This is a genomic window from Streptomyces sp. NPDC058307 (assembly GCF_042880295.1).
Classification (GTDB): domain Bacteria; phylum Actinomycetota; class Actinomycetes; order Streptomycetales; family Streptomycetaceae; genus Streptomyces.
The window spans coordinates 1-21,852 of the sequence record NZ_JBHVYZ010000007.1; the positions used below are offsets into that span (position 1 = coordinate 1).

The 21,852-nt window shown below is 68.6% G+C and carries 16 protein-coding genes, 1 tRNA gene and 1 pseudogene; 11 read left to right on the forward strand and 7 right to left on the reverse strand.

Annotated elements, in window-relative coordinates; all coding sequences use genetic code 11:
- Positions 1–262 precede the first annotated feature (262 nt).
- Entirely contained in the window at positions 263–2,992 is a 2,730-nt protein-coding gene (polA, locus tag ACFVYN_RS07510; RefSeq protein WP_389993896.1) for a DNA polymerase I, read from the reverse strand.
- Between the two features lie 169 nt (positions 2,993–3,161).
- Between polA and ACFVYN_RS07515 the strand changes: the two genes are divergently transcribed.
- The 8 genes from ACFVYN_RS07515 (at position 3,162) to ACFVYN_RS07550 (ending at position 13,065) form a co-directional block, all read left to right on the forward strand.
- Positions 3,162–5,441, forward strand: a complete 2,280-nt coding sequence (locus ACFVYN_RS07515; protein ID WP_389993899.1) for an FdhF/YdeP family oxidoreductase — start codon at positions 3,162–3,164, stop codon at positions 5,439–5,441.
- 53 nt (positions 5,442–5,494) lie between these two features.
- Positions 5,495–5,983 carry a PaaI family thioesterase gene (locus tag ACFVYN_RS07520; protein WP_389993901.1) on the forward strand — a complete coding sequence of 163 codons (489 nt, stop codon included), beginning with the start codon at positions 5,495–5,497 and terminating at the stop codon, positions 5,981–5,983.
- Between the two features lie 47 nt (positions 5,984–6,030).
- Positions 6,031–6,438 carry a hypothetical protein gene (locus ACFVYN_RS07525; protein WP_389993904.1) on the forward strand — a complete coding sequence of 136 codons (408 nt, stop codon included), beginning with the start codon at positions 6,031–6,033 and terminating at the stop codon, positions 6,436–6,438.
- 901 nt (positions 6,439–7,339) lie between these two features.
- Positions 7,340–8,569: a branched-chain amino acid ABC transporter substrate-binding protein gene (locus ACFVYN_RS07530; protein ID WP_389993906.1), complete on the forward strand. Its 1,230-nt coding sequence runs from the start codon at positions 7,340–7,342 to the stop codon at positions 8,567–8,569.
- Between the two features lie 121 nt (positions 8,570–8,690).
- Positions 8,691–9,623, forward strand: a complete 933-nt coding sequence (locus tag ACFVYN_RS07535) for a branched-chain amino acid ABC transporter permease (RefSeq protein WP_389993909.1) — start codon at positions 8,691–8,693, stop codon at positions 9,621–9,623.
- 5 nt (positions 9,624–9,628) lie between these two features.
- Positions 9,629–11,455, forward strand: a complete 1,827-nt coding sequence (locus ACFVYN_RS07540; RefSeq protein WP_389993911.1) for a branched-chain amino acid ABC transporter permease — start codon at positions 9,629–9,631, stop codon at positions 11,453–11,455.
- Positions 11,456–11,461: 6 nt separating this feature from the next.
- Positions 11,462–12,352 carry an ABC transporter ATP-binding protein gene (locus ACFVYN_RS07545; RefSeq protein ID WP_389993914.1) on the forward strand — a complete coding sequence of 297 codons (891 nt, stop codon included), beginning with the start codon at positions 11,462–11,464 and terminating at the stop codon, positions 12,350–12,352.
- Positions 12,349–13,065 carry an ABC transporter ATP-binding protein gene (locus ACFVYN_RS07550; RefSeq protein ID WP_389993917.1) on the forward strand — a complete coding sequence of 239 codons (717 nt, stop codon included), beginning with the start codon at positions 12,349–12,351 and terminating at the stop codon, positions 13,063–13,065. Before ACFVYN_RS07545 ends, ACFVYN_RS07550 begins: the two co-directional genes overlap by 4 nt.
- Before the next feature lie 73 nt (positions 13,066–13,138).
- Here the strand turns inward: ACFVYN_RS07550 and ACFVYN_RS07555 are convergent, their stop codons facing one another.
- On the reverse strand, positions 13,139–13,795 hold the full coding sequence (locus ACFVYN_RS07555) for an ANTAR domain-containing response regulator (protein WP_020119993.1): 657 nt from the start codon (positions 13,793–13,795) through the stop codon (positions 13,139–13,141).
- 101 nt (positions 13,796–13,896) lie between these two features.
- Between ACFVYN_RS07555 and ACFVYN_RS07560 the strand changes: the two genes are divergently transcribed.
- Positions 13,897–13,969: transfer RNA gene (locus ACFVYN_RS07560), tRNA-Leu, on the forward strand.
- Positions 13,970–14,074: 105 nt separating this feature from the next.
- A complete protein-coding gene (locus tag ACFVYN_RS07565; protein ID WP_389993920.1) occupies positions 14,075–14,821 on the forward strand; it encodes a transcriptional regulator in 747 nt (248 codons plus the stop codon).
- 6 nt (positions 14,822–14,827) lie between these two features.
- On the opposite strand, the gene pyk is transcribed toward ACFVYN_RS07565, so the two are convergent.
- Together pyk and ACFVYN_RS07575 are read right to left on the reverse strand one after the other, a co-directional pair.
- Complete coding sequence (pyk, locus tag ACFVYN_RS07570) at positions 14,828–16,264, reverse strand: pyruvate kinase (protein ID WP_389993923.1); 1,437 nt, start codon at positions 16,262–16,264, stop codon at positions 14,828–14,830.
- A gap of 145 nt (positions 16,265–16,409) precedes the next feature.
- Complete coding sequence (locus ACFVYN_RS07575; RefSeq protein WP_389993925.1) at positions 16,410–17,105, reverse strand: SIMPL domain-containing protein; 696 nt, start codon at positions 17,103–17,105, stop codon at positions 16,410–16,412.
- Positions 17,106–17,232: 127 nt separating this feature from the next.
- Between ACFVYN_RS07575 and ACFVYN_RS07580 the strand changes: the two genes are divergently transcribed.
- Entirely contained in the window at positions 17,233–19,032 is a 1,800-nt protein-coding gene (locus tag ACFVYN_RS07580) for a bifunctional metallophosphatase/5'-nucleotidase (RefSeq protein WP_389993927.1), read from the forward strand.
- Here ACFVYN_RS07580 and ACFVYN_RS07585 read toward each other — a convergent pair.
- The 3 genes and pseudogenes from ACFVYN_RS07585 to ACFVYN_RS07595 all read right to left on the reverse strand — a co-directional run.
- The gene (locus tag ACFVYN_RS07585; RefSeq protein ID WP_389993930.1) at positions 19,029–20,189 is read right to left on the reverse strand and encodes a GDSL-type esterase/lipase family protein; all 1,161 of its coding nucleotides are present in this window, start codon (positions 20,187–20,189) and stop codon (positions 19,029–19,031) included. The two genes, ACFVYN_RS07580 and ACFVYN_RS07585, sit on opposite strands and share 4 nt — an antisense overlap.
- A 50-nt stretch (positions 20,190–20,239) precedes the next feature.
- Positions 20,240–21,664: a lysine N(6)-hydroxylase/L-ornithine N(5)-oxygenase family protein gene (locus ACFVYN_RS07590; protein ID WP_389993932.1), complete on the reverse strand. Its 1,425-nt coding sequence runs from the start codon at positions 21,662–21,664 to the stop codon at positions 20,240–20,242.
- Positions 21,661–21,852, reverse strand: a pseudogene (locus ACFVYN_RS07595) (aspartate aminotransferase family protein); the annotation flags it as partial. The pseudogene ACFVYN_RS07595 and the gene ACFVYN_RS07590, both read right to left, overlap by 4 nt.

The following is a 21,852-nucleotide window of genomic DNA, read 5'->3' on the forward strand; positions in this document are numbered from 1 at the left end:
GAGCGGCGGGGGACGGGGGGGGGGGTGTCCGCCCGCAGCGGCCGGCGTCCGTTACAGGGCACCGCTCAAGAGACCGAGCCGCCGGACCGAGGACGGACACCCCCCACCCCGGCCCCGACCCACCCACCGAACCGCACGCGCTACACACGCCCCCACCGCAGCCGCACGGGCCGCCGCAGGCATCCAGGGGCGCGGGGAACTGCGCAAACGCCCGCCCCCACCAACCCGCACCCGCAGACAAACACCGCTCAACCGCCGGAGGCTAGTGCGCTGCGGACTCCCAGTCCGCACCGTCCCCCACCGAAACACCCAACGGCACGTTCAGCCGCACCGCATCGGACATCTCCCGGCGGACGATCGACTCCGCCGCCTCCCGCTCCCCCGGCGCGATCTCCAGCACGATTTCGTCGTGGACCTGGAGCAGCATCCGGGACGCCAGACCCGCATCCCGCAGCGCGCCGTCCACCTTGAGCATCGCGATCTTGACGATGTCCGCCGCCGTCCCCTGGATCGGGGCGTTGAGAGCCATCCGCTCGGCCGCCTCACGCCGCAGACGGTTGTCGCTGTTGAGGTCGGGCAGATACCGCCGGCGCCCGAAGAGCGTCGCCGTGTACCCCGTGGCCCGCGCCTCGTCGACCGCCCGCCGCAGATAGTCCCGCACCCCGCCGAACCGCTCGAAGTACGCGTCCATGAGGGCCCGCGCCTCCCCCGCGTCGATGTTCAGCTGCTGCGAGAGCCCGAACGCGGACAACCCGTACGCCAGCCCGTACGACATCGCCTTGATCTTCCGCCGCATCTCCGCGTCGACCGCCCCGGCTTCCACGGCGAACACCTGCGAGGCGGCGGTCGTGTGCAGGTCCTCCCCCGAGGTGAACGCCTCGATGAGCCCCTCGTCCTCGGAGAGGTGGGCCATCACCCGCAGTTCGATCTGGCTGTAGTCCGCGGTCATGAGGGACTCGAAGCCGTCCCCCACCACGAACCCGCGCCGGATCGCCCGCCCCTCGTCGGTGCGGACCGGGATGTTCTGCAGGTTCGGGTCCGTCGACGACAGCCGGCCCGTCGCCGCGACCGTCTGGTTGAACGTCGTGTGGATACGGCCGTCCGCGGCGATCGTCTTGATCAGGCCCTCCACGGTCACCCGCAGCTTGGCCTGCTCACGGTGCCGGAGCATGATCACCGGGAGTTCGTTGTCGGTCTGGGTCGCCAGCCACGCGAGCGCGTCGGCGTCCGTGGTGTAGCCGGTCTTCGTCTTCTTCGTCTTCGGCAGGCCGAGCTCACCGAAGAGGACTTCCTGGAGCTGCTTGGGCGAGCCGAGGTTGAACTCGTGCCCGGCCGCCGCGTGTGCCTCCTTCACGGCCTGCTGGACCGCCCCGGCGAACATCTGCTCCATGGCCTCCAGGTGGGCCCGGTCGGCCGCGATGCCGTGCCGCTCCATACGGGCCAGGAGGGCGGAGGTGGGCAGCTCCATGTCCCGCAGCAGATCGGCGGACCCGACCTCCTCCAGGCGGCCCTCGAAGGCGGCACCCAGATCGATCACGGTCCGCGCCTGGATCATCAGCGCCTCGGCCTCGGCCCCGTCGTCCGTGCCGAAGGCGAGCTGTCCGTCGGCCGCGGCGGCGGGCGCCAGTTCCCGGCCCAGGTACTCCAGGGACAGCGCGTCCAGGTCGAAGGACCGGCGCCCCGGCTTGACGAGGTACGCAGCGAGCGCGGTGTCCATGGTGACGCCGGCGACGCTCCAGCCGTGCTCGGCGAAGACCCGCATGGCGCCCTTGGCGTTGTGCAGCACCTTGGGCCGGTCGGCGTCGGTGAGCCAGGCGGTCCAGGCCCTCTCGTCGGCCTCGTCCAGCTCGGACGGGTCGAACCAGGCGGCGGCCCCGCCGGACGCGGCGAGCGCGACCTCGGCGACCGAGCCGGTACCGAGACCCCAGGTGTCGACCGTGGCGAGGCCCAGGGCCTGCTGCGCGCCGTGCTCGGCGAGCCAGCCGGCCAGCTCGCCGGTGCCGAGCACCGTGCCGTCCAGCTCCACGCCCGGCGCGACGACCGGGGTGCCTTCGGCCTCCTCGGCGCCCGGGTCGACGGCCAGCAGCCGCTCCCGCAGGGAGGGGTTCCTGATCTCCAGGGTGTCGAGGATCATCGCGAGGGTCTTGCGGTCGTACGGCAGGCGCTCCAGGTCGGTGACCGTCTTCGGCAGCTCCACCGTGCGCACCATCTCGGTGAGGCGGCGGTTGAGCTTGACGGCCTCCAGGTGGTCGCGGAGGTTCTGCCCGGCCTTGCCCTTGACCTCGTCGACGCGCTCGACCAGCTCCGCGAACGAACCGAACTGGTTGATCCACTTCGCGGCGGTCTTCTCACCGACACCGGGGATGCCGGGAAGGTTGTCGGACGGGTCGCCGCGCAGGGCGGCGAAGTCGGGGTACTGGGCGGGCGTCAGGCCGTACTTCTCGAAGACCTTCTCCGGGGTGAACCGGGTCAGCTCCGAGACGCCCTTCGTCGGGTACAGCACGGTGGTGTGCTCGCTGACCAGCTGGAAGGAGTCGCGGTCACCGGTGACGATCAGCACGTCGAAGCCTTCGGCCTCGGCCTGCGTGGCGAGCGTGGCGATGACGTCGTCGGCCTCGAAGCCGTCGATCGCGAAGCGCGAGACGTGCATCGCGTCGAGAAGCTCGCCGATCAGCTCGACCTGACCCTTGAACTCGTCGGGGGTCTTGGAGCGGTTGGCCTTGTACTCCGTGAACTCCTCGGAGCGCCACGTCTTGCGGGACACGTCGAAGGCCACCGCGAAGTGGGTGGGCGCCTCGTCGCGCAGGGTGTTGGCCAGCATCGACGCGAAGCCGTAGATCGCGTTCGTCGGCTGGCCGGTCGCGGTGGTGAAGTTCTCCGCGGGCAGCGCGAAGAACGCGCGATAGGCCAGCGAGTGCCCGTCCATGAGCATCAGACGCGGGCGGCTGCCGCCGGGGCTGTTGTCGGTCTTCTTCGCTGCTGTCTCTGCCACGCCCCCGATCCTGCCACGCCCCACTGACACTCAGACCCGCTCGCCGCCGCCGGGCACAGCAGGGGCAGGCTCTGCCACCGCTTCCCGCGGGCCCGGCAAACACCGTTGTCAGCGGCGCGTGCGAGGATCGGAGACCTACCTCACAGGTGTGTGCGAAGGAGAGAGTCCGATGGCCACGAAGCCGCCCAAGGGTGATCCGGTTCAGGACGCTCCCCAGGTCACCGAACCGAAGCACGCGGCGGCCGGCCTCCCGGCCATCGGCCACACCCTGCGGATCGCACAGCAGCAGATGGGCGTCAAGCGCACCGCGCTGACCCTGCTGCGCGTCAACCAGAAGGACGGCTTCGACTGCCCCGGCTGCGCCTGGCCGGAGCCCGAGCACCGGCACGCGGCGGAGTTCTGCGAGAACGGCGCGAAGGCGGTCGCCGAGGAAGCCACCCTGCGCCGGATCACCCCGGAGTTCTTCGCCGCGCACCCCGTCGCCGACCTCGCGACCAGGAGCGGCTACTGGCTGGGCCAGCAGGGGCGGCTCACCCACCCCATGTACGTCCCCGAGGGCGGCACCCACTACGAACCGGTGACCTGGGAGCGCGCCTTCGACATCATCGCCGAGGAGATCACCGCCCTCGGCTCCCCCGACGAGGCCGTGTTCTACACCTCGGGCCGCACCAGCAACGAGGCCGCGTTCCTCTACCAGCTCTTCGCCCGCGAGCTCGGCACGAACAACCTGCCGGACTGCTCCAACATGTGCCACGAGTCGTCCGGTTCGGCGCTCAGCGAGACCATCGGCATCGGCAAGGGCAGCGTCCTGCTCGACGACCTCTACCAGGCCGACCTGATCATCGTCGCCGGCCAGAACCCGGGCACCAACCACCCCCGCATGCTGTCCGCGCTGGAGAAGGCCAAGGCGAACGGCGCGAGGATCATCAGCGTCAACCCGCTGCCCGAGGCCGGCCTGGAGCGCTTCAAGAACCCGCAGACGCCCCAGGGCATGGTCAGGGGCGCCGCGCTCACCGACCTGTTCCTGCAGATCCGCATCGGCGGCGACCAGGCCCTCTTCCGCCTCCTCAACAAGCTGATCCTCGAGTGCGAAGGCGCCGTCGACGAGGCCTTCGTCCGCGAACACACGCACGGCTACGAGGAGTTCGCCGAGGCGGCCCGCGCCGCCGACTGGGACGAGACTCTCACCGCGACCGGCCTGTCCCAGAAGAAGATCGAGGAGGCCCTGGCCATGGTCCTCGCCTCCGAGCGGACCATCGTCTGCTGGGCCATGGGCCTCACCCAGCACAAGCACTCCGTGCCGACGATCCGCGAGGTCGTCAACTTCCTCCTCCTGCGCGGCAACATCGGCCGCCCGGGCGCCGGCGTGTGCCCGGTCCGCGGCCACTCCAACGTCCAGGGCGACCGCACCATGGGCATCTTCGAGCGCCCCGCACCCGCCTTCCTGGACGCCCTGGAGAAGGAGTTCGGCTTCGCCCCGCCGCGCGAGCACGGCTTCGACGTCGTGCGCGCCATCCGCGCCCTGCGCGACGGCGAGGCCAAGGTGTTCTTCGCCATGGGCGGCAACTTCGTCTCCGCCTCCCCCGACACCGACGTCACCGAGGCCGCCATGCGGCGCGCCCGGCTGACCGTGCACGTGTCGACCAAGCTCAACCGCTCGCACGCGGTCACGGGCGCGCGTGCCCTGATCCTGCCCACCCTGGGTCGCACCGAGCGCGATCTGCAGGGCGGCGGCGAGCAGTTCGTGACCGTGGAGGACTCCATGGGCATGGTGCACGCCTCCCGGGGCCGCCTGGAGCCCGCGAGCGGGCAGCTGCTGTCCGAGCCCGCCATCGTGTGCCGCCTGGCCCGCCGGGTCCTCGGGGAGAGCAGCAACACCCCCTGGGAGGAGTTCGAGAAGGACTACGCCACCATCCGCGACCGCATCTCCCGCGTGATCCCCGGCTTCGAGGACTTCAACGCGCGCGTGGCCCGCCCCGGCGGCTTCACCCTGCCGCACGCCCCGCGCGACGAGCGCCGCTTCCCCACCGCCACCGGCAAGGCCAACTTCACCGCCGCGCCCGTCGAGTACCCCGAGCTGCCCGAGGGCCGGCTGCTGCTGCAGACGCTGCGCTCGCACGACCAGTACAACACCACGATCTACGGCCTCGACGACCGCTACCGGGGCATCAGGAACGGCCGCCGGGTCGTCCTGGTCAACCCCGAGGACGCCGACCGGCTCCGGCTCGCCGACGGGTCCTACGTCGACCTCGTCAGCGAGTGGAAGGACGGCGTGGAGCGGCGGGCACCCGGGTTCCGGGTCGTGCACTATCCGACGGCCCGGGGATGCGCGGCCGCCTACTACCCCGAGACCAACGTCCTGGTGCCGCTGGACGCCACCGCCGACACCAGCAACACCCCGGCCAGCAAGTCCGTCGTCGTACGTCTGGAACAATCGGGAACCGACTGAGCGTTTGCTCAGCGCAGCCAGTCGTAGCGACCAGGACGAACGGAGCCCGCCCCATGGGTGAGCAGCAGCACGCCACGTTTCCCCAAGAGGTCATCGACGAGTACGCGGCGCTCGGCGTCGACCTCGTCGCCATGTTCTCGGCCGGCCACCTGGGCACCCGCATGGGCGTGCAGATCGTCGAGGCCTCCGCGGACCGCGTCGTCGGGACCATGCCCGTCGAGGGCAACACCCAGCCGTACGGGCTGCTGCACGGCGGCGCCTCCGCCGTGCTCGCCGAGACCCTGGGCTCCGTCGGCTCCATGCTGCACGCCGGCAGCTCCAAGATCGCGGTGGGCGTGGACCTGAACTGCACACACCACCGGGGCGCCCGGTCCGGCCTCGTCACCGGCGTGGCCACACCCCTGCACCGCGGGCGCTCCACCGCGACGTACGAGATCGCGATCAGCGACGAGGAGGGGCGCCGGGTCTGCAGCGCCCGGCTGACCTGCCTGCTGCGGGACGTCCACCACGGCGACGGCGCGCCCACCGACACCACCGGCTGACCGCCCGCCTCTGGCCCGACCCACCGACCAGGCCATAGCGTCATGTCATGGGAACGGAAGGAGCCGCCGGGCCGGGACCCGGAACCCGGTGCGGGCTCGCACTGCTGCTGGCGGCGGGACTGTGCACCGGATGCGGACCGGCAGGCACAGGTACCCCCCGGCAGGACACCTCGGCAACACCCTCCGCGTCGGCCACCTCACCCGAGGAACTGTGCACCCGGGTCGTCTCACACTGGTCTCGCAAGGTGCTGGACAGCGACACCTACGGGGACTATCAGACGATGGGACTCTCCAACGGCCAGTACGACATCCTGCGGGACGCCGTGGACGCCGCGCGTGCCACCAAGAAGCGCCAGGGCGCCGCGGCGGCCGACGCGGTGATCGTACGCAAGGCGCGCGCGGGCTGTCGGAACTGGTACCGCAGCGGCGGCCCGAGCAACGGGCCGTGGCAATGAGCGGCGTCGGCCCCGTCGAGCCGGGCGAGGGCACCAGGGCCCACGACACCGCGGAGGCGGACAGCGCCCCAGCGCCCCGTCGCCCCCGCACCCGCCCGGCCCGGTGGTTCGACGAGCACCGGCGCGCCGCCCTCACCGCCGCCCTGGCCGTCGCCCTCGTGGCCGTCGGCGGTTACGTCCATCTCACCCGGCCGCGCAAACCGCCGCCCCCCGCCCCGCCGTACCCGTCCCAGGTCGTGGACATCACCTACCGGGGCCCTGCGGCCGACCCGAAGGGCAAGCAGCCGCAGAGTTTCAGCTTCGCCGTGGACCTGAGCGTGGACTCGGGCCCCCCGGTCACCGTCAGGCAGGTCACCCAGCCCTATGCCGGACTGTCCCTGACCACCGCCCCCGGTACCCCCTTCCGGATGCGCGCGGGCACCCATCGCACGCTTGTGATCATCATGCACGTCACGAAATGCCAGAAGGTGCCGCACAGTCCCGGACTCCCGTTCCTGGACGTAACCCTGCGTAATGCGCGCGCAATAGAGGTACACAGTTTCATCCTGGGACAGCGCTATGCACAGCACCTCTCCGAGACCCTGGAGGCCATCTGCCACCCCCCGCACCGCGTCATCAGCAAAAGCACCGAAGCACCTGACACTCCCCGGCGAGTCCTGCAGGTTCTCAACATGCGGACAGGGCATATCCGCCAGAATTCTGCTGTACTACCCACTGAGTACCGCTCTGCATTACCTCGTGTCATAACAAGAGAGTCACAGCCTCACTCAGACCCCTTCCAGAGCTCTCTGACCCGCCTAGAGTCACGCCCAGTCACCGTGCAGCCGGAAAGCACTTCGGGCCGGCGCAGCGACTCGGCCACTTCCAGGGGGAAGGGGCCGCGCCAGGGAAAGGACTGATAGTGCGTCAACGTTCGCTCATCGCCATCACCGCCGCTCTGGCGGCGGGAGCACTCACCCTCACCGCCTGCGGCTCGCGCGACAGCGGCGACAAGAGCAACTCCGGCAGCGGCGGCACCACCGTCACCATCGGAGTCGACGCCCCGCTGACGGGCGACCTGTCCGCGCTGGGACTGGGCATCAAGAACTCGGCGGACCTCGCCGTCAAGACGGCCAACAAGGACAAGGTCGTCGACGGCATCACCTTCAAGCTCGTCGCCAAGGACGACCAGGCGCAGGCCTCCTCGGGCCAGCAGAACGCCTCCGCGTTCGTCGCCGACAAGAGCGTCCTCGGCGTCGTCGGCCCGCTGAACTCCTCCGTCGCGCAGTCCATGCAGAAGGTCTTCGACGCCGCCAACCTGGTGGAGGTCTCCCCGGCCAACACCAGCCCGGACCTGACCCAGGGCACCGACTGGCAGACCAAGAAGGTCCGCCAGTTCAAGTCCTACTTCCGCACCGCCACCACGGACGCCGTCCAGGGCCCGTTCGCGGCCGAGTACGTCTACAACACGGCCAAGAAGAAGAAGGTCTTCGTCATCGACGACAAGAAGACCTACGGCGCCGGCCTCGCCGCCACCTTCACCCAGGAGTTCAAGAAGCTCGGCGGCACGGTCGTCGGCACCCAGCACATCAACCCCGACACCAAGGACTTCACCTCGGTCGCCACCCAGGTGAAGAACTCCGGCGCCGAAGCCGTCTACTACGGCGGCGAGTACCCGCAGGCCGGCCCGCTCAGCAAGCAGATCAAGGCCGCGGGCGCCAACATCCCCCTGGCCGGCGGTGACGGCATCTTCGACCCGACCTTCATCAAGCTGGCCGGCGCCAACAGCACCGGCGACCTGGCCACCTCCGTCGGCGCCCCGGTGGAGACCCTGGACTCCGCCAAGAAGTTCGTCGACAACTACAAGGCGGCCGGCTACTCCGACGAGTACGGCGCCTACGGCGGCTACTCCTACGACTCCGCCTGGGCCGTCATCCAGGCCGTGAAGAAGGTCGTCGACGACAACGGCGGCAAGCTGCCCTCGGACGCCCGCGCCAAGGTCACCGCCGCCATGCAGAACGTCTCCTTCGACGGAGTGACCGGCAAGGTCTCCTTCGACGAGTTCGGTGACGCCACCAACAAGCAGCTCACCGTCTACGCCGTCAAGAACGGTGCCTGGGCGGCCGTCAAGTCCGGCACCTTCACCGGCTGACCCCTCCCGCACCACTCACGAGCCGCGCGGGGCGCTGTTCCACAGGCGCCCCGCGCGTTCTCACATCCGGCGCAATATCGAAATCCGTCGAAAACATCCGAATAGTCTCGGAGGACATGCGGTGAACGAACTGCCGCAGCAGCTGGTCAACGGCCTGCTACTGGGATCCATGTACGGGCTGGTCGCCATCGGCTACACGATGGTCTATGGCATCGTCCAGCTCATCAACTTCGCCCACGGTGAAATCTTCATGACCGGAGCCTTCGGCGCTCTGACGGTCTACCTGTACGTACTACCCGACGGCACATCCATGTGGATCGCCCTGCCGCTGATGCTCTTCGGCGCGATCATCGTCGCCGTCACCGTGGCCGTGGGAGCGGAACGATTCGCCTACCGCCCACTCCGCACCGCCCCCCGCCTCGCCCCCCTCATCACCGCCATCGGCCTCTCCCTCGCCCTCCAGCAGGCAGTCTGGGCCTGGTACCCCAACGCCAAATCCTCGATCACCTTCCCCCAGATCGAGGGCGGCCCCTTCCACATCGGCGACGTCACCATCCAGACCGGTGACATCTTCCTGCTGCTCGCCGCCCCCATCAGCATGGCCGTCCTCGCCTACTTCGTCATGAAGACCCGCACCGGCCGCGGCATGCAGGCCACCGCCCAGGACCCCGACACCGCCAAGCTCATGGGCATCAACACCGACCGCATCATCGTGGTCGCCTTCGCCCTCGGCGCCGCCTTCGCCGCCGTCGGAGGCGTCGCCTACGGCCTCAAGTACGGCGAAGTCAACTTCCGCATGGGCTTCATCCTCGGCCTCAAAGCCTTCACCGCGGCTGTCCTCGGCGGCATCGGCAACATCTACGGCGCCATGATCGGCGGCGTAGTCCTCGGCGTCGCCGAAACCCTCGCCTCCGCCTACATCTCCGACATCCCCGGCATGGAGAAGTTCGGCAGCCAGTCCTGGGCCGACGTCTGGGCCTTCGTACTCCTCATCCTCGTGCTCCTCTTCAGGCCCCAAGGCCTGCTCGGCGAGCGCGTCGCGGACAGGGCGTGACACCGATGACGACACAGACCACCGCGCCCGAAAACCCGGGCACCCCCGCAGCGGCCACCCAGACCGGCCTCATCGGCATCCCGCCGCGCATCGCCCGCCTCCTCACCCTGGCCGGCGCCGCACTCACCGTCATCTCCACATTCATGTCCTGGACCTGGACCAACCAGTTCCCCGGCGACCTCACCGTCTACGGCTACCCCGGCGGCCTGCAGGTCCTCGTCCTCATCGGCGGCATCCTCACCACCCTCTTCGCCCTCGCCGGCTACGGCGTCAAGGGCCTGCGCCACCTCGTCCCCGCCGGCGGCGACGCCGCCCTCCGCTTCGCCGCCCTCGCCACCTTCGCCACCGCCTGGTACACCGTCATCGCGATCAGCGACGAACTCGGCGGCGTCGTCAACCTCGACCCGGGCGGCTTCCTCGTCGCCATCGCCACACTCGCCGCCCTCGTCGGCGCCCTGGCCCTGCCGTTCGACAAGCCCGTACCCGACCCGATCGACCCCGACGACGACGCCTGGGAACAGTTCAAGAACAAGGCCGCCCACAAGCGGGCCACCATCAAGGCCGCCTTCGCCGCCGACGCCCCCGGCCCCGTAGGCAAACTCCCGTCCTACGTCGAGATCCTGGTCATCGTCGCCGTCATGGCCCTCGGCCTGCTCGTCTTCACCTACGGCATCGGCACCCAGTACGACGAACTCTTCGTCGGCTTCCTCATCACCGCCGGCTTCTGCTTCGCCGCCCTCAGCAAAGCCGGCCTCGTAGCCCAGGCCACCCAGATCACCGCCCGGCACCAGACCATCACCGTCTTCGGCGCCTTCATCGCAGCGGCCCTGTTCCCCTTCACCCAGACCGACGACCAGTACGCCACCATCGGCGTCTACATCCTGATCTTCGCCACCGTCGCCCTCGGCCTCAACATCGTCGTCGGCCTCGCCGGCCTCCTCGACCTCGGATACGTCGCATTCCTCGGCGTCGGCGCCTACGCCGCCGCCCTCGTCTCCGGCTCCCCCAGCTCACCCTGGCACGTCCACTTCCCCTTCTGGGCCGCCGTCCTCGTCGGCGCCGCCGCCTCCCTCACCTTCGGCGTCCTCATCGGCGCCCCCACCCTGCGACTGCGCGGCGACTACCTGGCCATCGTCACCCTCGGCTTCGGCGAGATCTTCCGCATCACCGCCAACAACCTGGACGGCACCTCAGGCCCCGACCTCACCAACGGCTCCAACGGCATCTCCTCCATCCCCGACCTGAACATCCTCGGCTGGGACTTCGGCGCCCCACACGACATCGCCGGATTCACCATCGGCCGATTCGCCAACTACTTCCTGCTGATGCTCCTCATCACAGCCGTCGTCGTCCTCGTCTTCCGACGCAGCGGCGACTCCCGCATCGGCCGCGCCTGGGTCGCCATCCGCGAGGACGAAACCGCCGCCCTCGCCATGGGCATCAACGGCTTCAAGGTCAAACTCATCGCCTTCGCCGTCGGCGCCTCCCTCGCCGGCCTCGCCGGCACCGTCCAGGCCCACGTGACCTACACCGTCACCCCCGAGCAGTACCAGTTCGCCGGACCCATCCCGCCCAACTCCGCCTTCCTGCTCGCAGCGGTCGTCCTCGGCGGCATGGGCACCATCGGCGGCCCCCTCATCGGCGCCTCCCTGCTCTACCTCATCCCCAACAAGCTCCAGTTCCTCGGCGACTACCAACTCTTCGCCTTCGGCGTCGCGCTCATCCTGCTGATGCGCTTCCGCCCCGAAGGCCTCGTCGCCAACCGGCGCCGCCAGCTGGAATTCCACGAAGAGGCCGAAGCGCCCACCGTCCTGAGCAAGACAGGGGCCTGACCACACATGACCACCGACACCACCACCCAGGACAGCACCCCGGGCGCCACCGGCGAAGCCGTCCTCGACGCCCGCGGCGTCACCATGCGCTTCGGCGGCCTCACCGCCGTACGCAACGTCGACCTCACCGTCAACAGCGGCGAGATCGTCGGCCTCATCGGCCCCAACGGCGCCGGCAAGACCACCTTCTTCAACTGCCTCACCGGCCTCTACATCCCCACCGAGGGCGAAGTCCGCTTCAAAGGCAACGTCCTGCCACCCAAATCCTTCAAAGTCACCGCCGCAGGCATCGCCCGCACCTTCCAGAACATCCGCCTCTTCGGCAACATGACCGTCCTGGAAAACGTCCTCGTCGGCCGCCACACCCGCACCAAAGAAGGCTTCTGGTCCGCCGTCCTGCGCGGCCCGGGCTTCCACCGCGCGGAAAAAGCCTCCCGCGAACGCGCCATGGAACTCCTCGAGTTCATCGGCCTCCAGCACAAAGCCGACCACCTCGCCCGCAACCTCCCCTACGGCGAACAGCGCAAACTCGAGATCGCCCGCGCCCTCGCCAGCGAACCCGGCCTGCTCCTGCTCGACGAACCGACAGCAGGAATGAACCCGCAAGAGACCCGAACCACCGAGGAACTGGTCTTCGCCATCCGCGACAAGGGCATCGCCGTCCTCGTCATCGAGCACGACATGCGGTTCATCTTCAACCTCTGCGACCGCGTCGCCGTACTCGTCCAGGGCGAAAAACTGGTAGAAGGCGACAGCGCCACCGTCCAGGGCGACGAACGCGTCATCGCCGCCTACCTCGGAGAACCGTTCGACAACGCCCCCGGCGGCGAGGAGACAGCCGAGGTCCAAGCCGCAGAGGCACAGACCGACGCCCCCGGCAAGGAGACCGACCGATGACCGCACTCCTCGAGGTCGAGGACCTCCGCGTCGCCTACGGCAAGATCGAAGCCGTCAAGGGCATCTCCTTCAAGGTCGAAGCAGGCGAAGTCGTCACCCTCATCGGCACCAACGGCGCCGGCAAGACCACCACCCTGCGCACCCTGTCCGGCCTCCTCAAGCCAGTCGGCGGCCAGATCAAGTTCGACGGCAAGTCACTCAAGAAGACCCCCGCCCACCAGATCGTCTCCCTCGGCCTCGCCCACTCCCCCGAGGGGCGGCACATCTTCCCCCGCATGGCCATCGAGGACAACCTCCGCCTCGGCGCCTTCCTCCGCAGCGACAAGGCGGGCATCGACAAGGACATCCAACGGGCCTACGACCTCTTCCCCATCCTCGGAGAGCGCCGCAAGCAAGCCGCAGGCACCCTCTCAGGCGGCGAACAGCAAATGCTGGCCATGGGCCGCGCACTCATGTCCCAGCCCAAACTCCTCATGCTCGACGAACCCTCCATGGGCCTCTCGCCGATCATGATGCAGAAGATCATGTCGACCATCGTCGAACTCAAGTCCCAGGGCACGACGATCCTGCTCGTCGAGCAGAACGCCCAGGCGGCCCTGTCCCTCGCCGACCACGGACACGTCATGGAGGTCGGCAACATCGTCCTCTCCGGCAGCGGCCAGGACCTCCTCCACGACGAGTCCGTCCGCAAGGCCTACCTCGGCGAAGACTGATTTTCCGGCTGTACGACGAAGGCCCGCGCCCCCTGCTGGGGACGCGGGCCCTTGTCTTGCCTGGCCTTCGAGCTCAGCCCTTGTTGGCCTTCTTCTCGTCAGCGTCCTGAATGACAGCCTCAGCGACCTGCTGCATCGACATACGCCGGTCCATCGACGTCTTCTGGATCCACCGGAACGCGGCGGGCTCCGTCAGGCCGTAGGAGGTCTGGAGGATCGACTTCGCCCGGTCGACGAGCTTGCGGGTCTCCAGACGCAGGGTGAGGTCCGCGACCTCGTTCTCCAGCTCCCTCAGCTCCGTGAACCGCGAGACGGCCATCTCGATCGCCGGCACGACGTCGCTCTTGCTGAACGGCTTCACGAGATACGCCATCGCACCGGCGTCCCTCGCCCGCTCCACCAGGTCCCGCTGCGAGAACGCGGTGAGCATCAGCACCGGGGCGATCCGCTCCTCGGCGATCTTCTCGGCCGCGGAGATACCGTCCAGCTTCGGCATCTTCACGTCGAGGATGACCAGGTCCGGCTTGTGCTCACGGGCCAGCTCGATGGCCTGCTCACCGTCACCTGCCTCGCCTACGACGCTGTAGCCCTCTTCCTCCAGCATCTCTTTGAGGTCGAGCCGGATCAGGGCCTCGTCCTCGGCAATGACGACACGGGTCGTCAGCGGAGGCACGTGCGACTTGTCGTCGTCGGGCGCGTCTACGGGCTGGGGCGACTCGGGGGCGGTCACGGGGGCTCCTCGTTCAGGGCAGGGGTGCTGCTCCCAAGAGCGTACCTAGCTGCGGTATGGTGGGGGCAAGGCGGGTGACCGCCGACCTTCGTATCGAAGGGGCCCCGGTAGCCCAGCGGTAGAGGCCATGGATTCAAAACCCATCCAGCGTCGGTTCGAATCCGACTCGGGGCACTTTCCTTAGATTCCAAGGTCACCACTCAAAAGCGGATGTCCACGTTCTCGTGAACATCCGCTTTTTGCTGCGTGTCTTCGCGATCACTCGCACAGAGTGGCCGCATGTACGACGTCAGCACACGCAAGCGAGCCCTCGCGCTGGTTGCACAGGGGCGCAGCCTCAACTCGGTCAGCCGACAAACAGGCATCTCCCGCGCCGCAATCCGGTCCTGGCAGCAGTGCCTTGAGCCCTCACCCCGTATGGCAACCCCGGATCCTGGGCCGCCTGCTGATGACCATGCCTACGCCTACCTTCTGGGCCTCTACCTGGGCGACGGCTGTATCAGCGCGCACCCGCGCGGCAGCGGCTACTACCTCCGCATCGCGTGCGCCGACGCCTGGCCGGGCCTCATCCAAGAGTGCCGAGAAGCGATCACCAAAGTGCGCCCGGGTATCGGTGTCTACGCCGTGCAAAATGACGGCTACAGGATGGTGACCAGCTATTCCCCACACTGGCCGAGCCTGTTCCCCCAGCACGGCCCCGGCAAGAAGCATGAGCGCACCATCGCACTCGCACCCTGGCAGCAGGACATCGTCGACGCTCACCCTTGGGATTTCATCCGCGGCCTCATCCACTCCGACGGGTGCCGCATCACCAACTGGACGACGCGCCTCGTGGCCGGCGAACAGAAGCGCTACGAATATCCGCGGTACTTCTTCACCAACCTGTCGGGCGACATCATGCGGCTTTTCACCGACACCCTCGACCGCGTGGACGTCGACTGGAAGCAGTCGAACAAGCACAACATCTCGATCGCCCGCAAAGCCTCAGTAGCCCTCATGGACACCCACGTAGGCCCCAAGTACTGACCCCGACTACTTCGGACTGTCGTCCTCGCCGATGTGGTGCACCCGAACCAGGTTCGTCGAGCCGGACACCCCGGGCGGCGAACCGGCCGTGATCACGACCACGTCGCCCTTCTCGCAGCGGCCGTACCGCAAGAGCAGCTCGTCCACCTGGTCCACCATCGCGTCCGTGGAGTCGACATGCGGGCCGAGGAACGTCTCCACGCCCCACGTCAGACTCAGCTGTGATCGGGTCGCCGGTTCCGGGGTGAAGGCCAGTAGCGGGATCGGGGACCGGTAGCGCGACAGCCGCCGAACCGTGTCGCCGCTCTCTGTGAATGCAACCAGGAACTTCGCGTCCAGGAAGTCGCCCATCTCCGCCGCCGCCCGGGCCACCGCCCCGCCTTGCGTCCGCGGCTTGTTCCGTTCCGTCAGCGGCGGCAGTCCCTTCGCGAGGATGTCCTCCTCCGCCGCCGTGACGATCTTCGCCATGGTCCGGACCGTCTCGACCGCGTACTTGCCGACGCTCGTCTCGCCCGACAGCATCACCGCGTCCGTGCCGTCGATGATCGCGTTCGCGACGTCCGAGGCCTCCGCGCGCGTCGGGCGGGAGTTCTCGATCATCGAGTCGAGCATCTGGGTGGCGACGATCACCGGCTTGGCGTTCCGCTTGGCCAGTTTGATCGCGCGCTTCTGGACGAGCGGGACCTGTTCCAGCGGCATCTCGACGCCCAGGTCACCGCGGGCGACCATGATCCCGTCGAAGGCGGCCACGATGTCGTCGATCGCCTCGACGGCCTGCGGTTTCTCCACCTTGGCGATGACGGGGAGCCGGCGTCCTGCCTCGTCCATGATCCGGTGGACGCCCTTGATGTCGCGGCCCGAGCGCACGAAGGACAGTGCGATCACGTCGAAGCCCATGCGCAGGGCCCAGCGGAGGTCTTCCTCGTCCTTCTTCGAGAGCGCCGGGACCGAGACCGCCACGCCCGGCAGGTTCAGGCCCTTGTGGTCGGAGACCATGCCGCCCTCGATCACCCTGGTGTGGACGCGGGGGCCGTCCACCGAGGTGACCTCCAGACAGACCTTGCCGTCGTCGACGAGGATGCGCTCACCGACAGTGACGTCCGCGGCGAGTCCGCTGTACGTCGTTCCGCAGGACCGCTGGTCTCCCTGCGCGCCTTCTTCGACCGTGATGGTGAAGGTGTCGCCGCGTTCGAGGAGTACGGGGCCTTCGGTGAAGTGGCCGAGGCGGATCTTCGGGCCTTGAAGGTCGGCGAGGAGGCCGACGCTGCGGCCGGTTTCGTCGGAGGCCTTGCGGACGTGGTGGTACCGCTCCTCGTGTTCGGCGTAGCTGCCGTGGCTGAGGTTGAAGCGGGCTACGTCCATTCCGGCGTCGACCAGGGCTTTGATCTGGTCGTACGAGTGGGTGGCGGGTCCCAGGGTGCAGACGATTTTTGCTCGGCGCATGTTTCGACCCTAGACCTTACCGACGGGTAGGGAATTGGGGAGGAATGTCTGCTCAACGTCCTTTGGGTGAAGGGCTGTTGACAAGTGTTGAAGTGTGCGCCACCCCGCTCTGATGAGCGTTTCGTGTGGAATTCCGAGTGGTCGCTCAGAGCCTGGGTGGTGCCATAGTGAAGCGTGCGTTGACCTGGGCGTGGACGTGCTGGCGTTGGGGTTCGAGGTCGAGGGGGGCGGCCGAGCTGTCCGCTGCGGCCTCGTAGGCCATGGAGCGGGCGCGGCTCGCCTTGCCGACGAAGCGGGGCTCGGGGTCCTCGGCGCCGATGTCCGCGAGTTCGACGAGGGCGGCCAGTGTGGTGCCCAGGGCCTCCGCGTACTCCCTGGCCCGCTGGACGGCTTCCCGTACCGCCTGCTGGCGGGCTTCCCGGTAGGCGGGTGAGTCGCGGCGCAGTGCCCACCAGGGGCCGTCGACCCTGGTCAGGTCGAGGTCGGCCAGTCTGGTGGTCAGTTCGCCCAGTGCGGTGAAGTCGGTGAGCTCGGCGGTGATGTGGACGCTGCCGTGGTAGGCGTGGACGCGTTCGGTGCGGCCGTGTTCCTTGAGTTCGGGGGTGACGGAGAAGGAGCCGGTTTCCAGGCGTTCGACCGCGTCTCCGTAGGACTTCAGCAGGTCCAGGACGTTGGCGTTGCGGCGGGTGAGGTCGTCGAGGGCGGTGCGGCGGTCCTTGCCGCGGGCGGCGACGGTGATGCCGAGGCGGGCGATCTCGGGGTCGACTTCGAGGTGGGCTTCGCCGCGGACGGCGATGCGGGGTGCGTCGGGGGTGCCGTAGGGGACGGAGTCGGTGGCCATAACGCCCCACTGTGTCAGTTTTCAGGGGTGGGGTCATCAGATCGAAACCTGTGGGGTCTGTTGCCGTTCGGCATGACCGGGTCAGAATCTACGCGCGTTGTTGACCGTTCCCCGAGGAGATCAAGAGATGGCCTTGAACCGCAGGAAGTTCCTGGAGAAGTCCGCCGTGACCGGTGCGGGTGTCGCTCTGGCGGGTGCCGTGGGTGCTCCGGCGGCTCAGGCCGCGGAGGCCGGGAAGGGGCGTGTGAAGCGGTACTCGCTGACGGTGATGGGCACCACCGACCTGCACGGGCATGTCTTCAACTGGGACTACTTCAAGGACGCGGAGTACAAGGACACCGCGGGCAACGCGCAGGGCCTGTCGCGGATCTCGACGCTGGTGAACCAGGTCCGTGCTGAGAAGGGCCGCTGCAACACGCTGTTGCTGGACGCGGGCGACACGATCCAGGGGACGCCGCTGACGTACTACTACGCGAAGGTCGACCCGATCACGGCGAAGGGTGGTCCTGTCCATCCGATGGCCGCGGCCATGAACGCCATCGGGTACGACGCGGTGGCGCTGGGCAACCACGAGTTCAACTACGGCATCGAGACGCTGCGGAAGTTCGAGGAGCAGTGCGACTTCCCGCTCCTTGGCGCGAACGCTCTGGACGCGAAGACGCTGAAGCCCGCTTTCCCGCCGTACTTCATCAAGAAGTTCCACGTGAAGGGCGCGCCGCCGGTGAAGGTCGCGGTGCTCGGGCTGACGAACCCGGGGATCGCGATCTGGGACAAGGCCTACGTCCAGGGCAAGTTGACGTTCCCGGGGCTTGAGGAGCAGGCGGCGAAGTGGGTGCCGAAGCTGCGGTCGATGGGTGCGGACGTGGTGGTCGTGTCGGCGCACTCGGGTTCGTCGGGGACGTCGTCGTACGGTGACCAGTTGCCGTACGTGGAGAATTCGGCGGCGTTGGTGGCGCAGCAGGTGCCGGGGATCGACGCGATTCTGGTGGGGCATGCGCATGTGGAGATTCCGGAGCTGAAGGTCACCAACGCGAAGACCGGGAAGACGGTCGTGCTGTCGGAGCCGCTGGCGTATGCGGAGCGGCTGTCGTTGTTCGACGTCGAGTTGGTCTTCGAGAAGGGGCGCTGGTCCGTCGAGTCGGTGTCGTCGAAGGTGCTGAACTCGAATTCGGTGGCGGACGACCCGAAGATCACGAAGCTGCTCAAGGCCGACCATGACGTGGTCGTGAAGTACGTCAACCAGGTGGTCGGTACGGCGACGCAGACGCTGACGACGGTCGAGGCGCGGTACAAGGACGCGCCGATCATCGACCTGATCACGAAGGTGCAGGAGGACGTGGTCAGGGCGGCGTTGGTGGGTACGGAGTACGCCTCGCTGCCCGTGATCGCGCAGGCGTCGCCGTTCTCGCGGACCTCGGAGATCCCGGCGGGCAACGTGACCATCCGGGATCTGTCCAGCCTGTACGTGTACGACAACACGCTGGTGGCGAAGGTGCTGACGGGTGCGCAGCTCAGGGCGTACCTGGAGTACTCGGCGCAGTACTTCGTGCAGACGGCGGCGGGTGAGGTCGTGGACGTGGAGAAGCTGACGAACGCGAACAACCGGCCGGACTACAACTACGACTATGTGTCGGGGCTGTCGTACGACATCGACATCGCGCAGGCGGCGGGTTCGCGGATCAGGAACCTGACGTACAAGGGTGCCGCGCTGGAGGACGCTCAGAGGTTCGTGTTGGCGGTGAACAACTACCGGGCGAACGGTGGCGGGGCGTTCCCGCATGTGGCGTCCGCCACCGAGGTGTGGTCGGAGTCGACGGAGATCCGGACGCGGATCGCGGAGTGGGTGACCGCGAAGGGTGTGCTGGATCCGAAGGACTTCGCGTCGGTGGACTGGAGGCTCACGCGCGACGGTACGCCGGTGTTCTAGAGGTCCGGCTGGAGGTTGAAGAGTGTGACGTCAACGGCGTCGGCGATGGCTTTCGCGCCGGCGTCGTTGACGTGCAGGCCGTCGCCGGCGTTGAACTCGGGGCGGATCCGGTCGGGTTGGTCGGGGTCCGCGACGGCGGCGGCCACGTCGATGACTGCGTCGAAGGGGTGGTCGTCGCCGAGGAGCCAGGCGTTGACGTCGGCGCGTACGGCTTGGCCGGTCTCGGTGTCGTAGCCGTCGTGGACGGTGCCCTTGTAGGGGCCGATGGTGGAGCCGATGACGGTGAGTGCGGCGGTGTGGAGGCGGTCGGCGAGGGTGGTGAGGCCGGTCTTGAACTCGGTCGCGGTGGGGCCTTCGGCGGGTTCGGGGTGGGCGAAGTGGCCGGGCAGGCCGAGGTCGTTGAGGCCGATGTGGACGATGACGTGGCTGACGCCGGGGACGGCGAGGACGTCGTGGTCGACGCGGGCCAGGAGGTGTTCGCCGATCTCGTCGGTGAGGAGCCGGTTGCCGGAGATGCCCGCGTTGACGATCCAGCCGTGCTGGAGGCGGTGGCTGAGCTGTCCGGGGAAGCTGTTGTCGGTGCCGGGGGTGGTGGCGGTGCCTTCGATCCAGGAGTCGCCGAAGGCGACGGCGATGCGGGTGCCGGCCGGGGCGAGGACGTCGGCGCCGGCGAGAAGGTGGCCGGTGGCGAACTCCTCGGGTTCTTCGAGGTGGGCGGCGGACAGTTGGTTGCCGGGGACGGCGTAGCCGGTGTCGTAGGGCATGGCGGTGAAGGTGGTGAGTCCGGTGTCGCCCGGCAGGTAGAGGCTCACCGAGAGCTCTTCTCCTGCGGTCACGGGTATTTCGACGGGATCGCTGATCGTCTCCTGGCCGGCGGGGATGGTGACGGTGGGCGCGCCGGAGAAGTGGAGCGGGGTGTCGCTGCCGGGGTCGATGCCGCTGCCCTTGGTGCGCAGGGCGAGGTGGGCGCCGCCGATCTGCAGGGGCTGCTCGCCGTAGCGGTTGGTGAGGCGTATGCGGATCGCGTCGCCGCCGCCTGCCAGGCGCAGGGACTGGCGGACGGTCTGGTCGGTGAAGCCGCGGGACTCGAAGAGGGCGAGGTTCTCGTGGGGGCTGATGGCGGCGGCGCGGTGGGCGGCGGTCCAGGTGGTCGTCATGTGGGGGCCAACCGGTCCGGTGCCCGGGTTCTTCCGCCGCCGCCGGTTCTTTACCGTCCTTCGACGAGGGGGGTCAGGACGGGGGCGGTGCGGGCGGGTGGGATCTGTGGCAGTCGGTCTTCGAGGCCGAAGGTGGTGAAGGCGGTGCGGGTGGGGAGGGGGTAGGTGTTCTTGCCGGTGAGGGTGTTGAGGATGGTGGCGCTGCGCCAGGCGGCGAGACCGAGGTCGGGGGTGCCGACGCCGTGGGTGTGGTGTTCGGCGTTCTGGACGTAGACGTGGCAGTCGGCGCCGGTGACGGAGGGGTCGAGGACGAGGCGGAAGTGTTCGTCGACGCGGGGGCGTTCGCGGCTGTCGCGGCGCATGTAGGGGTCGAGTCCGGCGAGGATGCGGTCGAGGGGGCGTTCGCGGTGGCCGGTGGCGAGGACGACGGCGTCGGTGGTGAGGCGGGAGCGGGTGCCCTGCTGGATGTGTTCGAGGTGGAGTTCGATCTTGGTGGTGGCGATGCGGCCGGCGGTGCGGACGCGGACGCCGGGGGTGAGGACGGTGTCGGGCCAGCCGCCGTGCAGGGTGCGGCGGTAGAGCTCGTCGTGGATGGCGGCGATGGTGTCGGTGTCGATGCCGCGGTGGAGTTGCCACTGGGTGGTGGTGAGGCGGTCGCGGGCGCTTTCGGTGAGGGCGTGGAAGTAGCGGGTGTAGTCGGGGGTGAAGTGTTCGAGGCCGAGCTTGGAGTACTCCATGGGGGCGAAGGCTTCGGTGCGGCCGAGCCAGTGGAGTCCTTCGCGGCCGGTGGGGCGGTTGCGGAGCAGGTCGAGGAAGACCTCGGCGCCGGACTGTCCTGAGCCGACGACGGTGATGTGGTCGGCGGTGAGGAGGGTCCGGCGGTGGTCGAGGTAGTCGGTGGCGTGGATGACGGGCACGCCGGGGGCCTCGACGAGGGGCTTGAGGGGGTCGGGTACGTAGGGCTCGGTGCCGATGCCGAGGACGATGTTCTTGGTGTAGGTGCGGCCCAGTGCTTCGGCTTCGCCGTCGGTGTCGAGCTGGGTGAAGTCGACTTCGAAGACGTCGCGTTCGGGGTTGAAGCGGACGGCGTCGACCTGGTGGCTGAAGTGGAGTCCGGGGAGGTTCTCGGCGACCCAGCGGCAGTAGGCGTCGTATTCGGCGCGCTGGATGTGGAAGCGCTCGGCGAAGTAGAAGGGGAAGAGGCGTTCGCGGGATTTGAGGTAGTTGAGGAAGGTCCAGTGGCTTGCGGGGTCGGCGAGGGTCACCAGGTCGGCGAGGAAGGGGACTTGGATGGTGGCGCCGTCGATGAGGAGTCCGGGGTGCCAGCCGAAGGCGGGGCGTTGTTCGTAGAAGACGGCGTCGAGGGCGGTGAGGGGGTGGGCGAGGGCGGCGAGGGAGAGGTTGAAGGGGCCGATGCCGATGCCGACGAGGTCGCGGGGTGCGTCGGGTTCGTGGTGTGGGGGGTGGGGGTTCATCGGGGGGTGGTTCCTTCCACGAGGTGCAGGAGTCCGGCGAGGTCGGCCGGCCGGGTGGTGGGGTTGAGGAGGGTGGCCTTGAGCCAGAGCCGGTCTGCCGCGCGGGCTCGGCCGAGGACGGCGCGGCCGTCGGTGAGGAGTTGTCGGCGTACGGCGGCTACGGCGTCGTCGGTGGCGTTCGCCGGTCG